At 31.3% G+C, this 15,850-nt stretch carries 13 protein-coding genes; 1 reads left to right on the top strand and 12 read right to left on the bottom strand.

The window, feature by feature from the left end; translation table 11 throughout:
• Positions 1-9: 9 nt before the first annotated feature.
• The 6 genes from BN1865_RS15180 to BN1865_RS15155 form a co-directional block, all read right to left on the bottom strand.
• The gene (locus BN1865_RS15180) at positions 10-1,059 is read right to left on the bottom strand and encodes a galactitol-1-phosphate 5-dehydrogenase (RefSeq protein WP_050638105.1); all 1,050 of its coding nucleotides are present in this window, start codon (positions 1,057-1,059) and stop codon (positions 10-12) included.
• Between the two features lie 12 nt (positions 1,060-1,071).
• Positions 1,072-2,427: a PTS galactitol transporter subunit IIC gene (locus BN1865_RS15175; RefSeq protein WP_050638104.1), complete on the bottom strand. Its 1,356-nt coding sequence runs from the start codon at positions 2,425-2,427 to the stop codon at positions 1,072-1,074.
• Positions 2,428-2,443: 16 nt separating this feature from the next.
• Positions 2,444-2,725: a PTS galactitol transporter subunit IIB gene (gene gatB / locus BN1865_RS15170; protein WP_050638103.1), complete on the bottom strand. Its 282-nt coding sequence runs from the start codon at positions 2,723-2,725 to the stop codon at positions 2,444-2,446.
• Positions 2,722-3,189 carry a PTS sugar transporter subunit IIA gene (locus BN1865_RS15165; RefSeq protein ID WP_050638102.1) on the bottom strand — a complete coding sequence of 156 codons (468 nt, stop codon included), beginning with the start codon at positions 3,187-3,189 and terminating at the stop codon, positions 2,722-2,724. Before BN1865_RS15165 ends, gatB begins: the two co-directional genes overlap by 4 nt.
• 171 nt (positions 3,190-3,360) lie before the next feature.
• Positions 3,361-5,433, bottom strand: coding sequence for a BglG family transcription antiterminator (locus BN1865_RS15160; RefSeq protein WP_050638101.1), 2,073 nt, complete (start codon positions 5,431-5,433; stop codon positions 3,361-3,363).
• Positions 5,434-5,635: 202 nt separating this feature from the next.
• The gene (locus BN1865_RS15155; protein WP_050638100.1) at positions 5,636-7,069 is read right to left on the bottom strand and encodes a 6-phospho-beta-glucosidase; all 1,434 of its coding nucleotides are present in this window, start codon (positions 7,067-7,069) and stop codon (positions 5,636-5,638) included.
• A gap of 346 nt (positions 7,070-7,415) precedes the next feature.
• Here BN1865_RS15155 and BN1865_RS15150 point away from each other — a divergent pair, with 346 nt between their 5' ends.
• Positions 7,416-8,501 carry an Rpn family recombination-promoting nuclease/putative transposase gene (locus BN1865_RS15150; protein WP_050638099.1) on the top strand — a complete coding sequence of 362 codons (1,086 nt, stop codon included), beginning with the start codon at positions 7,416-7,418 and terminating at the stop codon, positions 8,499-8,501.
• Between the two features lie 29 nt (positions 8,502-8,530).
• Here the strand turns inward: BN1865_RS15150 and BN1865_RS15145 are convergent, their stop codons facing one another.
• From BN1865_RS15145 to BN1865_RS15120, 6 genes are read right to left on the bottom strand one after another with little or no spacing between them, the layout of a single operon-like run.
• Positions 8,531-10,969 carry an ABC transporter permease gene (locus BN1865_RS15145; protein WP_157844141.1) on the bottom strand — a complete coding sequence of 813 codons (2,439 nt, stop codon included), beginning with the start codon at positions 10,967-10,969 and terminating at the stop codon, positions 8,531-8,533.
• Positions 10,962-11,684, bottom strand: a complete 723-nt coding sequence (locus BN1865_RS15140; RefSeq protein ID WP_050638098.1) for an ABC transporter ATP-binding protein — start codon at positions 11,682-11,684, stop codon at positions 10,962-10,964. Before BN1865_RS15140 ends, BN1865_RS15145 begins: the two co-directional genes overlap by 8 nt.
• Positions 11,684-12,964, bottom strand: a complete 1,281-nt coding sequence (locus BN1865_RS15135) for a hypothetical protein (RefSeq protein WP_050638097.1) — start codon at positions 12,962-12,964, stop codon at positions 11,684-11,686. Before BN1865_RS15135 ends, BN1865_RS15140 begins: the two co-directional genes overlap by 1 nt.
• 58 nt (positions 12,965-13,022) lie before the next feature.
• Complete coding sequence (locus tag BN1865_RS15130; protein WP_050638096.1) at positions 13,023-13,766, bottom strand: hypothetical protein; 744 nt, start codon at positions 13,764-13,766, stop codon at positions 13,023-13,025.
• Positions 13,759-15,177, bottom strand: coding sequence for a sensor histidine kinase (locus BN1865_RS15125; protein WP_050638095.1), 1,419 nt, complete (start codon positions 15,175-15,177; stop codon positions 13,759-13,761). Before BN1865_RS15125 ends, BN1865_RS15130 begins: the two co-directional genes overlap by 8 nt.
• Complete coding sequence (locus BN1865_RS15120) at positions 15,164-15,829, bottom strand: response regulator transcription factor (RefSeq protein WP_050638094.1); 666 nt, start codon at positions 15,827-15,829, stop codon at positions 15,164-15,166. Before BN1865_RS15120 ends, BN1865_RS15125 begins: the two co-directional genes overlap by 14 nt.
• Between the last annotated feature and the right edge of the window lie 21 nt (positions 15,830-15,850).

Genomic DNA, 15,850 nt, shown 5'->3' with positions numbered 1-15,850 from the left:
AAGCTTCTCCTATTTTTCACTATCAATTAAAATTTTACCTTTTACTAATCCAGGTGTCTTGAATTTCTTAAATGCTTCAGCAATTTGACTTAAAGGTAATTTTTCAAAAACAAATGAATCATCAAATTGTAATGCCCCTGTTTTAAAATAATGAGCAACCATTTCCCATTCTACTCCTGGAAATGGAGCACTATAAGACATCCATGAGCCAGTCAAAACAAACTCTTTTCGATTCATATTTTCCCATTCTTTAACTGAGAATGATAATTCTTTGGTTGGTGTTCCAACAAAGCATACTTCTGCTTTATTTGCTGCAAGTTCAAAAGCCATTTTCATTGTGATTGTATTGCCAGCAGTTTCAAAAACATAATCATACCCTCTACCATCAGTTAATGCCATGGCCTGTTCCATATAATCCTGCTGTAATGTATTGATACCACCAGTTGCCCCCAAACGTGTCCCTAACTTTAATCGTTCATCAGAAATATCGAAAACAATAACATCTTTTGCCCCAAATATTTTAGCCCATTGCATAACAAACATTCCAATTGTGCCACCACCAAGAATAGCAACCGTTTTACCGCCCCTATAATTGACTCTTTGTACCCCATGCAATGCAACAGTAGCAGGTTCAAAGAAAGCCCCCTGTTCAAAAGTCACTTCTTTATCAAATTTGACTGCATTCTTTTCTGGCACAACAACATATTGGGCAAAACTTCCATTTTGTCTTGAGCCAATAAAGCTATAATGTTTACAAAGTGAGTAGTTTCCTTTTTGGCAGTCTTCACATTCCATGCATGGCACAAGTGGAACACCTGCAACTCTATCCCCCACTTTTAAAGATGTTACATTTTCACCAACTTTAGCAATGACTCCTGAAAATTCATGCCCTAAAACAATTGGAAAATCATGACATGCCCCTTCATTCACACGAGGAATATCAGAACCACATATTCCTGTATATTTAACTTGAATTAAGACTTCCCCTGCTTGAGGTTCTGGTGTAGCGATATCTTCATAACGTATATCTTCTTTTGCGTGTACAACTCCTGCTTTCATTTTCTTATCCCCCTATTGATTTTCTAATTCTTGTGCTCTTTTCTTTGAACAACGTATTGTAAATAACCAGCATATAGCATAAATCACTGCAATGACCACTAAACCAGTGATATTTTCTAATGTAAATGCTTGAGTAAAAATGTAAGTAATTGGACTTCCACCTTGATCTAGTGCAGCCACTAAATTAGAACCACTTGTAGAACCAGTTGATTGTGCTAATGCAGTTAACCATGGAATCGTCTGGTTAGCAATCCAAATTGTCATCGTCATAATGGCTGTGCCAGAAATTAATGATCTAAACAAATTCCCCTTATGGACTGCAACCGCAATGGCAATAAAGAATCCGATTGTTGCTAAATCACCAAATGGCAAGACTCTATTGCCTGGTACCAATACAGCAATTAATAATGTTAATGGAATAAATAATAAACCAACAGTGACAACTTGTGGATCTCCTAATAAAACAGCTGGATCCATTCCAATAAAGAATTCAGAATTTCCAAAATGTTTTGTTAATAAAACTTTAGCACGTTCTGTTAAAGGCAATAAACCATCCATAATACATTTAACAATCTTTGGCATTAAAACCATAACAGCAGACATCTTAATGCCTAAAGGTAAAGCTGTTTGCACATCATACCCTGCTAAGAAACCAATTCCTGCTCCTAAAATTCCACCAATGACAATCGGTTCAGCAAAAACACCAACTTTATCCTGCAAAGTATCAGCCGTTAAATCAATATCTCTTAACCCTGGAATTTTTTCAATAATAGCATCAACAACACAAGCAATTGGTCCCATATATGCTGCTGTTCCATGAGGTACTGTTAAACCATCTAATTCAAAATAATCCTGCATTAAAGGTGCCCATAAATCACCAAGCTTATAAGCAATCATCGCATGAACAATAACCCCAACAATTCCAATCCAAAATTGACCTGTAACTGCATAAGCAATGGCTCCTGTAAAAGTCATATGCCAAATATTCCATATATCAATATTCACTGTCTTTGTCCATTTTAATAACAACATAATCACATTTACTAAAATCGCAATAGGTATAGCCACTGTTGCAATATTTGAAGCCCAAGTCATTGGAGAAGCTCCTGGCCATCCTATATCAACAACACTTAATGTTAATCCAAATCTTTGTGACATGGCTTGTGCCGCTGGTCCCAACTGTGCATTCATCATGTCAACAATTAAACTTAATCCAACAAATCCAACCCCAATCATCAGTCCAGCACGAATCGCTTTCCCAACCTTTATCCCTAAACATATACTAATAACTGCAATCACAATTGGCAGCATAACAGATGCTCCCATATCGATGATATAGTTAATTGCATCACCAAATATTCCTAACATGTATAATCCCCTCTCTCTATACTGATTTTAAAACATCTAAGATAGCTTGCTCTGTTTTTTCTACATTCACACCTGAAATAAATGGCATCCCTGTAATCAATGGCACTCCATAATCTTTTTTCACTTTTGATGTTGTGATAATTAAATCAGCTGGTAAATTAGAAGCAATTTCTGAAATTCTAATTTGACAAATCTCAACATCAATACCATTTTCTTTACATAATTCAACAACTTTATTTGCAGCAATTGTTGAAGTTGCAACGGCACCTCCACAAGCAACAATAATCTTTTTTTTCATAGTTCGTTCTCCTTCTTTTTAATAATTTCTATAATATCTTCTTTTTCATGAACACTTAATAATTCATTTAACACGGCAGTATCTTGAATAATCGCTAAAATTCTTTGTAATCTCTCTAAATGAGCACTCGGATCAACCACCGCTAACATAAAAATCAATTGTACTTTCACAATGTCATCATCTGATCCCATTTGAACAAAATCAACTGGCTTTTTTAAAACGGCAATCGCAATACCTGGCTTTTTCACATGACTAACATCTGTATGTGGAATAGCAACCCCAATTCCATTCACATCTAAACCAGTCGGAAATTCTGTTTCTCTGGCAATTAATGCATCAACATAACTCTCTTTTGCATAATTTTCCTGAATCAATGTCCCACCTACCTGATTCATGACATCTTTCCAATCTTTAACATCAATGTCATTAAAGATAATTGCTTTATCAAGTTCTTCCCAAATCATATCTTTTCCTCCTTTCAAAACTTAAAGATTTTCACTAGTGTTTTTCTTTACATACATATCGTATCATTCCTTTATAAAGAAAAACAGTCAAAGATATTTCAAATATTTTGCAAAAAAATAAAATGGTTGAAAGCATTTCACATTGTTGTGAAAATAATTCAACCATCTCCTTTAAATCAATGAATATTCATATTTTTCAATAATAGCTGCCGCTTCTTGTGGTGTTTGAGAAACTCTCAATGCTTCCTTAAACTCCTGATGCTTCAACATATTCACTAAATTGAAAAAAGCTTTAAGATGCATTTTATGATCAATAGCACTTAAACAACACACAAATTCAACTGGATCAAAATCTTCTGAACCAAAGTTTACAGGATGTTTCAAGCGGATTAAATTCATTCCGACCTGAACACTTCCTTGTTCTAATCCTTCATGAGGAACAGCAAAACCTTCTGATAATACAACATAAGGACCATTTTCTTCAATATTATGTATCATTGCATCAATATAACGTTCTTCAATATAACCATATTCTAATAGTGGCAATGCTGACAGACGAACTGCTTCTTGCCAAGTTTCACATTCAACATCAAGTTGAATATGAGTCGCAGGCAATAAATGATGTAAGTAGGGAGAAAAAATTTCAGCATCTGCCTCAACTGGCTGATGAAAATAATCTCTCACCACTTTTCTTATGGCTTTCATTAATTCAGGATGATTCTTGGGAGCAAGTTCATAAACGATTGGATTGAGTTGATCCAGCAATCCTTTCGCTGATAACTCTGTTTCCCCAATTCGTGATGGTAAATGGCGACTATTTCGTAAAGCATCAATTTTATTTCCAACCCGAATATAATCTTCATCATTCAATAATGGTGAAACAATTACATAGTCCACTTGACAATGTAAAAGTGGAACAGTTGAGATAATCACATCAACATTTTGGGGATCCACATTTTCAGCTTCATGAGCTGAAATAACATCAATTATCTGAAAGTTAAAATGCTTCTTTAATTTTTCTATCAGCAATTGTGATGTTCCTATCCCTGCATGACAAGCAACAATCACATGGAAAGCAACTTCCTTATTCTTTTTCCTTTCTAGTGCTGCACAAATATGAACTGCAATATATCCGATTTCAATCTTATGTATATCTCTACTCACATATTGTTTAATGATTGATAAATTTTGATTAACAGCTTCTAAAACATCCTGATTTTCTTCTAATACTTCATCAATAATTGAACTTTCTGGATAATCAGGAGGTGTTGGTTTTAAAACAGATTCTAAATGATTAGATAAATTTTCAAAGAAATCATAATCATCATTTAAATTGATTCCTAAATCATAAGAAATGCGTTCTATAAATTGTCTTGTAATTAATTGTATTTTGATAATTCTATTTTCTTTTGCCACTTGTTTCATATATTGTGAATCTGTTAAAAGTTCACTTAAAAATTGGATTTCATTTTCTGTTGTATTGATATGACAATATTGTGAAACATATCTTAAAATATCTTGTGCCATGAGATAATAATCATTATTTTTCATTTCACAATCTTCTAGATATTCTCCCATTAAATTACGATTAACCATAATCCCTAAATAAAGAATAATCTTTTGAAATGACTCATCAGTCAGATAACTTTTATGTAAATGTTCCTGCTCACTTAATACTTTTTGAATGGTAATTCTATTGCCAGCTTGAATACTAATATGTCGTGAAACCATCGTATTCTCTTTTTTAGAATTCGCTAAACGCATTAAAAAAAGTCTTTTATCACTTTCTTTTCCTTCTACACGCAACCCTTTATTAGGATGTGATGTCACTTCTAATCCAAAGCAATGAATATAATTTTTAATTTCATCAAGATCATTAATAATTGTTGCTCGACTGACAAATAAATTATCTGCAATCGTTGATAAAGTAATATACTTAGAACTGTTAATAAGCAATACTGAAGCAACCGCAATTCTTTCTTCTTTAGAAAGCTTATAAGAATAGAGATCCTGTTCTGTTAAAAAATAATTCATATTTGTAAAGCTTTGTTTTCTTTGAATACTGCCACCTGCAATTAATTCTATTTCGTCTAATTCGTTTTCTTTTAACATATCATTAATTGTTGATAAATCATTACGGATTGTTCTTTGGGATACTGTATATTTTTGAGCCAAATCTTCAATCGTTATATTTTTTTCTATTTCACATAAGTCTTTAATAATTGATATGATTCTATTATTCATTGTGATAATCACCTCTATTTTCTGACATCTCTTTTTTATTATAACAATGAAAGTCATTTCTTTCATTCTTTTTTAGTGAAAATAAGCATATCTTTTGTTCTGTTATCAGTTTTTAAGTTTCTCTTTTATATATACCATAACAATGTAATAAAAAAAAGAATAACTCACTGCAATATTCTTGCAATAAATTATTCTTAATTTTTTATAAATCTTCACCATTAGATGCAATGACTTTTTTATACCAGTCATATGAATCTTTCTTGCTTCTTTCTAATGTTCCATTTCCTTCATTATCTCTATCTACATAGATGAAGCCATAACGTTTCTTCATTTCTCCTGTTGTAAATGATACACAGTCAATACATCCCCATGGTGTATATCCCATTAAGTCTACCCCATCTTCTTCAACTGCTTTCTTCATTTCCTGAATGTGGGCTCTTAAATAATCAATACGATATGGATCATGACATGTTCCGTCTGCTTCTTTTTGATCAATAGCTCCAAATCCATTTTCTACGATGAATAATGGTTTTTCATATCTTTCATAGAAGATATTTAAAGCATATCTTAAACCTTCAGGATCAATTGCCCAACCCCAGTCTGATTCTTTAATAAATGGGTTTTTAACAGAATGTTCACTAGATCCATCAGTTGCTTTTGAAACATCCTTATGAGCTGTAGAATCAACTGTGTTTGTCATATAATAAGAGAATCCTATGTAGTCCACGGTTCCTTCAGCTAAGACTTTCTTGTCTTCTTCAGTAATATCAATATTGAATCCTTTTCTTTCAAACATCTTTAATGCATATGCTGGATAGTGTCCACGACATTGCACATCACAGAAGAACCAGCGATCATGCATCATTTGATTTGATAAAACCATATCAGCAGGTCTACAACTAAATGGATAGATTGGTACCATTGCTATCATATTTCCAATTAAAAAATCAGGATTGATTTCTTTACCAATCTTCACTGCTTTTGCACTGGCTAATAATGTATGATGTCCACATATATACATCGCTTCTTCTGGATTCTCATAGTCTCCAAAATGTGCTCCACTATTTGTCCAGCCAAAAATATCATTTTTGAAGTTCATTTGATTATTGATTTCATTAAATGTCATCCAATATTTCACTTTATCTTTATATCTTCTAAAGCATACCTCAGCAAACTTCACAAAGAAATCAACTGTCTTTCGATTCATAAATCCACCATATTCTTTAGCCAGATGATAAGGCATTTCAAAATGTGATAAAGTAATAACAGGTTCAATTCCATATTTCAATAATTCATCAAAGACATCATCATAGAACTTCAATCCTTCTTCATTTGGCTGGTCTTCATCACCATTAGGGAAAATACGTGTCCAGGCAATTGATGTTCTAAAACATTTAAAGCCCATATCTGCAAACATTGCGATATCTTCTTTATAATGTCCATAAAAATCAATACCAATATGATTTGGATAATAGTTTCCCTCAACAACACCATCAGTAATCACACGTGGGACACCATGAGCCCCAGCAGTCATCACATCAGCAACACTTAATCCTTTAGAAGTATTCAAGACACCACCTTCAAACTGATGAGCAGCTAAAGCGCCACCCCATAAAAAATCTTTACTTAATGCCATATAATTCCTCCTTTACTTTATACTTTTATTATACACAATTTTATTTTTGATGAAAATCTATTCCTGATATTTATATCAATTTTTCTTTGATTCTCAATAATCAGCCAACACCCTCTTTATATCAGATCTTTTTTTCTCGATTGTTTGACAAAATGTCAGAATTTATAACTTTTTAAACTTTTTTCAAAAAAAAGAAGAAAAATCGAATTTTTTTGCGTATATATAAGTATAGGGATATTTTCATAAGAAGATATTGTTTTCTTATAGCAAATATTGTAGAATATCCTTATAGACATACCTCAGTTATTTAAAACCTTTTCAACTATAAAAAGGAGGTGTGTTTATCATGACTTTACAATTACAAACGAAACCTGCTGATGTCATGGCTGATTTCCTCAAAGACAAATCTCGCTTTGCTGATTTTGTCAATCTGTTTCTTTTTGATGGCAGACAGGTTATCCTGCCTAGCCATCTATATGCCTATGACAGTGACAGCTCTACTGTTTTCTATCAGGAAGAAAAGATTGCTTCTATTGGCAGGCGCAGAGAGTGTATCATGCTGGCAAGAATTGATGATCTGGATGTCCTGATTGCGATTGAACATCAACAGACAATTGACTATTCCATGCCCTTTCGTGTCCTGATGTATGATGCAATCAATTACAATCAGCAGTACAATCAACTGGAGAAAACAGAAAAGAGATTCTTTCATCCAATACCTGTCATTACTTTTGTATTGTATACAGGTCAAAGATGGTGGAGACAGCCAAGAATGCTAATTGATATGATGCATATACCAGAAAGTATCAGAGATAAGATCAATAACTGGAACTTGAATGTATATGATATCAAGGATACACAGATGCTAGAAAAACTTCACTGTCAGGACAATCAGAATGTTGTCAATGCAGTCAGTCAATTCTATCATTGGAATGGAGATATCAGTCATTTAGGAAGTCTGACTATGTCAAAAGAAGCAGCTATAGTTGTCGCAACCATTATTGGTGAAGAAGAAATCTTAAAGACCATCAAACAAGAAGAAAGTGAGGAGATTGATATGTGTACAAGTGTAACAATGGCACTTAATAAGGCAAGAGAAGATGGAGCTAAGGAAGAGAAAAAAGAATTATTAATGCATTTACTTCAATCTAAATTGGGTGTTTTATTTAATGAAGATATCAAAAGGATAGAAGAAGGCAAGGAAGTTGATATGTGTACAAGCGTAACCATGGCACTTAATAAAGCAAGAGAAGATGGTGCCAAGAAAGAGAAAAAAGAATTATTAATGAATTTACTTCAAGTCAAATTAGGTGTTTTATCTGATGAAGTCATCAATAAGATTGAAAGAAGTGATAATAAACAGTTAGATACATTAACTCATTGTTTATTTTCTATCAAAAACGAAGAAGATATATTACATATCATAGCATAACGGATGAGAAAATCTCATCCGTCTTTCTTTTATTTTGATGATTTGATTTTATCTATAATCTCAACTTTTTTGATTGGATATCTCAAATGAAATTCTTCTGATCTTTGATAATTTTTATAAAGATATCTTAATCCAAATAAAGCAAAAACACTATATCCTACAAATGAAAATAATATTTGTAACAAACCATCATAAGTAGAAACAAACTGCCCACTAAAAAACAAAGGATATAGACTCAGAGAATCTAAAAAATGATATCCTCCATAGGCAAATAACAAAGGTAATAAGAAAATGCATAAACTTATAAAAAGTGTCAATAAATGATTTCTCACTTTAACCCCAATACTCACCATTCCTATGACAATGACAATGATTGCTTCTATTTTTAATAAAAAATTGATTAAACATAACATTCCTACACTTATCCATGACGGAAATATGGATAAATCTGCAAGAGAAAAAGCTGGCGCAAATAGTGATGAAAATCCATATGTCTTGTGAATCAAAAAAAGTGGAGGTAAAGAAACAATAAGCAAAAATAAAATTCCAATCATAATGGCTAAATAACATTTGATACGAAGAAGATTGTGATTGCCTTTTGATGTCATTTGAGTGATTTGATTCATTTGATTTTGATATTCATAAGTTGTCACTTGACAAAGTCCTATAATCACAAATAAACAACAAAGAAGAATAGGCATAAAAGTCCAATGGGTTTCAATAAAATATTGTTGATAAGCAGTTGGATATACAAATTGCTTTTGTGGATGGACTTGTATATCATGAAACTGTTCTAAAACTTTTTGAAAAACTTGTTCACCTCTTAATTGTTCTTCTATCTGTGTTTGCATCATATTCGCTTGTATCTGAGTGATAAGTCCAGCTTGCCTTTTATTAGAAATATCAGCTAATTGCTGATTTAAATCCTGATAATGTTTTTGAACATCCAGAATCCACTGTTCCTTTTCTTTCGTTAAAGCACCTGATAATTTCTGCATATATTGTTGATACGTTCTTTCCTCATTATCTACATAAATAGAGATATGCTGATATTGATAACATTGAATACCTATACATAAAATACACAATATGAAGACTTTTTGAATTGAAAATATTTTATAACATTCTTGGAAAAATAATGATAAAGATACATGTTTTGGATAGAAAAAATGTGGGAATTCTATCATTTCTAAAGCCATATTTCGTTTATAATGATAAACCAGAATATTGATGAGAACAAAGAACATTAACAAGCACAATAATCCTACCAATATAAACATTTGTAAAGACATAAGATTTCCAAACAGATAAACATTACGATAAATCTGAAAAAAGGCATCAGTTTGTAAAATCGCAATAATATTGAAATACTTTAGTAAATATAAGGAATCTAAGGAAGGAATAAAAAGATATAAAATATATTCAATCATAATGACTGCAAAACTCATAATAACCGCAAGAACTTTATTCTTTGATAATGTCGCAATAAGTAACATTATCAAACCTATGAGACTTGCTGCTAACCATTTGATAAGAATAAACAATCCAATAAACTGCTGGACATCAATTGCAAATGGACATTGATAATAATGTGATAAAGACTGTACACTTCTTGATAAATCACCTAATCCATAAATTATAGATGCATATATAAATTGTCCAAATATCATCAGACTTGTTATGATTCCAATCACTACAAACATAACAAAACATTTTGCAATCATCGTTGGATATTGTCCCTGTGGTGTTATTTTGATAATGGAAAAGAGCTTCTTTTCCTTTTCTTCTAAAATCAGTGATGAAACCAATACCATCATTGATAACATAATGAAAAAACTTGTAGCAGGAAAAGAAAGTGCTGTAAAAATTCCTTTTTCACTCTCATAAACAATCGGTGTATTGATAAGACTTTGATAATCCTGTGCTGTCTTTTGAATGTTTTTCTGTTCAAGACTATCAGATGTTTGAAATATAGAAATTTGTGAAATCGTCTCTGCTTTTTCCTGAATATCGCGAATATAAGCTGGATAATCATTTAACAGCTGAAATTCTTGAAGAACTTCTTTAAAAAACGAAACCTCACTTTCTAAATCAGACGTGTAATAAGGTGTATGATTTTCTTGATATCTTTTTCCATATTTTTCTTCAATATTTGGATAATCAGTCAATATTGAATCAATCATATATTGATTATCTTTTTCATGAAGACGTAAATTCATTAATTCTTCAATAATGAGATAAGCATGATAAGTTTCATATTGATTTTTAATAAATGTATATCTTTCATTATTATTGATTTGTTGTAAATCATTTTGTAATTGATGATAAGCTGAAGGAGGAATATTGGTATTTAAATTTTGAACATAAGCAAAAACACCTACATTGATAATACATAAAAACAATAAGAAAATAATAAGTTTACGTTTTTGAAAAAGTTTGATGAATTCATAACGAATAAGATTAAACATCTTCATCATCTCCAAACAATTCCAAATAAACATCTTCCAAAGAAGATTGATGATACTCTTCAAAAAGTGCATTGACACACCCTATATTCACCACTTCCCCTTTTTTTAGAAAAATAATCTCTTCAGCAATCGTTTCTACATCTGAAACGACATGAGTTGCGATTAACAAAATGTGATGCTTTGACAACTTAGCAAAGACTTTTCTTAAAGAAACACGTTCTTTAGGATCTAAACCTGCAGTTGGCTCATCAAACAAAAGTAACTGAGGATTTCCAAGTAATGCTTGTGCTACCAATAATCGTTGTTTCATACCACCAGAATAAGCTCGACATTTCTTTGTCAGATGTTCTTGCATATTCACAAGTTTGGCAACCCTTTGAACTTCAGCATCAATGTCTTTTTTAGGAATATCTTTAAGAAGTGCCATATAAGTTAAAAATCTTAAACCACTCATTTCTTCATATAAACCTTGTAATTGGGGAGCATAACCTAAAATCTTATAATAATCGTGACCTAGTTTTGAAATTTCTTGTTGATTCCATAATATCTTACCTGTAGTTGGTTTTAATTGTTGACAAATCAAATTCATTAATGTTGATTTTCCAGAACCATTAGGACCTAATAAAGCATAAACACCTTCTTTTAAAGTTAAATGCACATGATTCAATGCTTGTACATCTTTATATGTTTTTGATAAATCTTTGACCTCTAACATCATGACTGCCTCGTTTTCGTTAATGTCTCAATTGTTTGATAATTCTTTTGATTATTTAAAAAATCTTTTATAGAAATAAGACCTATATATTCTTTTGATGTTTCATATTGCATTGTCCCTGCCCATGTCTTTTCTTCTTTTCCTTCACGATCATAGATGACCAATAATTGATCTTGTGTTTGAGCAATGATTTGAACTGGTTCTTTAGGTGCTCTTGTATATTGTTCTAATGTTTCAAGTTGTGGTTTTTTTAATGAGATTTTAAAGCTTCCTATATAGTTATCTTTCCATTGATCAATAATCACATAGTCATCTATAATTGCTGATAAATAAAATGTAGATTGCTTTGGTAAATCAATCATTTTTTCAACTTTCTGAGTGTCTAAATCTAAAACATATAATGCTGATTTTTGTGTATAATAGATTTTATGTTGATAATATGTGCCTTCTTCATCTTGTTTGACTTCTATTTTTTTACACTCTTTTGTATCCATATCATAAATTTCATAATTGACTTTCGCATTCATCATTAACTGATCATATTTTTGATAATTCTTTTCATCAAGATATTTTTGAGGGTTCTCACTATAACTCATTGTTCGCATGATAAGCTGACGTTTGTCTACTCCTATAATGGCTTTATCCATCATATCAAAAACTTCCTTCATTTCACCATTGGTTAAATCAATAGAACACAGATGACTTTGGGTTGTCACTTGCATAACTTCATTTGATTTCACTTCAATATCCTGTGTCTTTGTAATTGGAATATACAATTTATTATCAGCTAAAACAAAACTACTATGTTCAAATTGATAACCATTTTCTAAGCGATATAATTCTTTACGATTTTGACCATCCAAATCCATTTGAATAATGCCTGGTCCTTTTGCTTCTCTTTCTCCTAATGCATTCATAGAAAAGCTGATTGTTTCAATTCTGTATAAATGATCACCATAAGTAAACAACTCACCCATCATCGCAGGACCATAAAGATAAGCTGTGCATGTCTCATCTTTATGCTGACATTCTGGCTTATTACATAAATAAAGTTCTTTTTTACTGGCATAGTCATAGTAACTGATATGTGACTCTTCATCTCCACTTTTTATAAAGTAATAACCATCCTTGGAAGTATCTCCTTTCCAAAAAAGATATTTCCATTCTTTTAAAGTTAAATTTTCTTTTTCATGTTGTCTCTCATCTTTTGAAGATTGTTGATTTGAACTTTGACAGCCTACTAAAAATAAACTCAATAAAATAAGACATAATTTTTTCATTTTTATCACCCTTATCTATTGTAAACAACGCATGTATCAGAATTGTAAAAAAAATAGCTCATTGCTGAACTATTCTTCTAAATGTATAAGGTGAAAGCACTCCTAATAAATCTACTGATATATGAAATTGGTTCGTCCCAACTCTTTTTTGAAATTCACAAGATATTCTTAATTTAGCTTGATTTGATTCATATCCATATTGATTATATACCCAATCATCAATATCATCTAATTCTAAATATTTGATCATATGCCATGATATTGTTTTTAATTCTTCATCATTAAAAACAATATCTTTCGCATCACTCATTGAAAAATCAATAATTTTATGAGTTAATGGATCCATTTGAAAATCCAATGATTTAAATGACTCTTCCCACATTCTTAAAACCTGTCTTAAATAATAAGTATTTTCATAAGTCACAATTGTTCCATAATCAGCAACATATTCATCATCAAAATTTTCCAATAATTCTTGACTTAAAACTTTATGATTGATTAATTGTTGAATCTCCTCACTAAAATAAGATTGAAATTCTTTTAACTTTGCTTGTTTATCCTCACTGTATTCACCTATGCGTTTAATCACATATTCTTCACTTTTCTCTGGGATATTTTGATAAAGCTGATAGATGCTTTCAATAATAGGATGCTTTTTTAAAATATCTTCTGTTTGACTATTTTCTAAAGTCATTTCTTTGTTGATATCTCGAAAATCTTGTAATCCTACAATGATCATCGGAAAGCTGAGTGATAAAATGAGAATAAAAATTCCAATAAAACGTAATTTCTTCTTATTCATGATTCACTGCCTCCAATTCAAAACTAACCGTTGTTCCCTGATGCAGTACAGAGTGAAAGTGAAGTTCACTTTGATGTGCATCACAGATGCGTTTGACAATGGTTAGCCCTAATCCTGCTCCACCCATAGAACGTGAGCGTGACTTATCAGCCATATAAAAAGCTTCCGTTGCTTTTTTTACATCTTCTTCACTCATCCCAATCCCTTCATCAGTTACTGATATAACAACGTTCTTTCCTTTTGAACATGCTTGAACGAGAATTGTCTGACCTTCCTGACTGGCTTTCATTGCATTATCAATCAAATTTCTAAGCAATGTAAACAATAGATCTGGTTGAGAATATACCGATTGATTTGTCTCTTCAAACTTTAATATATAATGAACATATTTTCCCTGATAATAATCCTCTAATTGTTTCATTATCTTTTTTAAAGAAACGCTCTGCAATTTGATTTGCTGATCACCAAGAGCTAATAAATCCATTAATGTATAAGAGAGTTTTTCTAATCGTTTTCCTTCAGTATAAATATATTGGGCTGCTTTTTGTCTTGTTTCTTCATCACAATCACAAGTTCTTAATAAATCAGCAAAGCCTAAAATCGCTGTCATAGGTGTTTTGACTTCATGCGAGAAACTTCCCATAAATTCTTCTTTTTGAATAACACTCTCTTCTAACTGATGAATCTTTTTTTCATTCAATTCAGCCATCTCATCAAAACTACGGGATAACTCACCAATTTCATCCTCACTGACAATATGAGTACGTTCGCTATAATCACCTGCTGCAATACGTTGACTCACAGCATTTAATTTATGAATAGATTGTGTAAGATAAGATGAAAGGAATTTCAGTATTGCATAAGCAACACCAAAAAGAATCACACTTATGATTAAAAAATTGCCAATCTGTCTATCTCTATCTTGATAAACAGATGTCATATCATAACAGGATGTTAAATAATAAATACATTTTCCAGCATTGACTTTTGATGTCACTAACATTTTATATTGATGTGCTTTGTGTTTAATGAAATATTTCTGATCATAATCTGATGATATGTATTGACGATATTGTTCATCAATATTACTGTAAAAAATACTCTTATCTGGTAGCGATAAGCCATAACTTTTTTGCGATTGAGAAGTATATCTAAATTGTTCTAAATAATAGATTGCTTTATTCATCAATTGGGTTTGATTCTCACCAAAATCCGTTCCATAATCTACCGAATCTTTAAAAAGCCTTGTTTCTAAAGAATACAATTCAATATCATGTGTAGATAAATTATGCTGAATGGTTGTTTGTAAAAGATTGTGATGATTTTGATAGATAAGTGCTGCTGATCCAATTGAGAAAAGGACTGCTAAAGTGAGTAAACATGACCAAATGATTTTCTCAGCGAATTTCATCAGGGACCTCTAACATATAGCCAATTTTATAAACTGTTTTAATGAAATCATGCCAGCCTAACTTTTTACGCAACCTTTGTATATGTAAATCTAATGTTCTTGTTTGTTCATAAATATCTTCCTGCCATACTTTTTGATATAAAACATCTCTGTATAATGCCATATTCTTATTTCTAACTAAAAATAGCAAAAGTTCGTATTCCATATTGGTTAATTCAACTATTTGATTATTTTGATAAACACATCTTTTTTTAATATCAATCACAATATCTAAAATATGAATTTCTTCCATTCCTTTATGATATCGTCTTAAAACACTTTCTACCCTTGCAAGCAACTCATCTATAGAAAAGGGCTTGACTAAATAATCATCAGCACCCATATGCAAACCTTTCACACGATCTTTGACACTGCCTTTAGCAGTTATAAAAATAACAGGAATATTTTCTGGTTCAATATATTCCATTAATTCATATCCATTGATAAGTGGCAACATGATATCTAATAAGATTAAATCATATTGATTTTTTTCAATTTTATCTGCTCCTATTTTCCCATTTTCTGCATAATCACATTGATAGCCACATCTTGTTAAATTCATTATCATTAAATCAGCAATTGCCTGTTCATCTTCAACTACTAAAATTTTCATACTCATCACCCCATATTCATC

This window comes from Candidatus Stoquefichus sp. SB1, from assembly GCF_001244545.1.
Taxonomy (GTDB): domain Bacteria; phylum Bacillota_I; class Bacilli_A; order Erysipelotrichales; family Coprobacillaceae; genus Stoquefichus.
This window is presented reverse-complemented; position numbering and strand designations above follow the sequence as displayed.

Excerpts from the sequence above, each read along its gene's own strand:
- BN1865_RS15180 (WP_050638105.1), bottom strand. The coding sequence starts at position 1,059 with ATGAAAGCAGGAGTTGTACACGCAAAAGAAGATATACGTTATGAAGAT.
- BN1865_RS15175 (WP_050638104.1), bottom strand. The coding sequence starts at position 2,427 with ATGTTAGGAATATTTGGTGATGCAATTAACTATATCATCGATATGGGA.
- gatB (WP_050638103.1), bottom strand. The coding sequence starts at position 2,725 with ATGAAAAAAAAGATTATTGTTGCTTGTGGAGGTGCCGTTGCAACTTCA.
- BN1865_RS15165 (WP_050638102.1), bottom strand. The coding sequence starts at position 3,189 with ATGATTTGGGAAGAACTTGATAAAGCAATTATCTTTAATGACATTGAT.
- BN1865_RS15160 (WP_050638101.1), bottom strand. The coding sequence starts at position 5,433 with ATGAATAATAGAATCATATCAATTATTAAAGACTTATGTGAAATAGAA.
- BN1865_RS15155 (WP_050638100.1), bottom strand. The coding sequence starts at position 7,069 with ATGGCATTAAGTAAAGATTTTTTATGGGGTGGCGCTTTAGCTGCTCAT.
- BN1865_RS15150 (WP_050638099.1), top strand. The coding sequence starts at position 7,416 with ATGACTTTACAATTACAAACGAAACCTGCTGATGTCATGGCTGATTTC.
- BN1865_RS15145 (WP_157844141.1), bottom strand. The coding sequence starts at position 10,969 with ATGTTTAATCTTATTCGTTATGAATTCATCAAACTTTTTCAAAAACGT.
- BN1865_RS15140 (WP_050638098.1), bottom strand. The coding sequence starts at position 11,684 with ATGTTAGAGGTCAAAGATTTATCAAAAACATATAAAGATGTACAAGCA.
- BN1865_RS15135 (WP_050638097.1), bottom strand. The coding sequence starts at position 12,964 with ATGAAAAAATTATGTCTTATTTTATTGAGTTTATTTTTAGTAGGCTGT.
- BN1865_RS15130 (WP_050638096.1), bottom strand. The coding sequence starts at position 13,766 with ATGAATAAGAAGAAATTACGTTTTATTGGAATTTTTATTCTCATTTTA.
- BN1865_RS15125 (WP_050638095.1), bottom strand. The coding sequence starts at position 15,177 with ATGAAATTCGCTGAGAAAATCATTTGGTCATGTTTACTCACTTTAGCA.
- BN1865_RS15120 (WP_050638094.1), bottom strand. The coding sequence starts at position 15,829 with ATGAAAATTTTAGTAGTTGAAGATGAACAGGCAATTGCTGATTTAATG.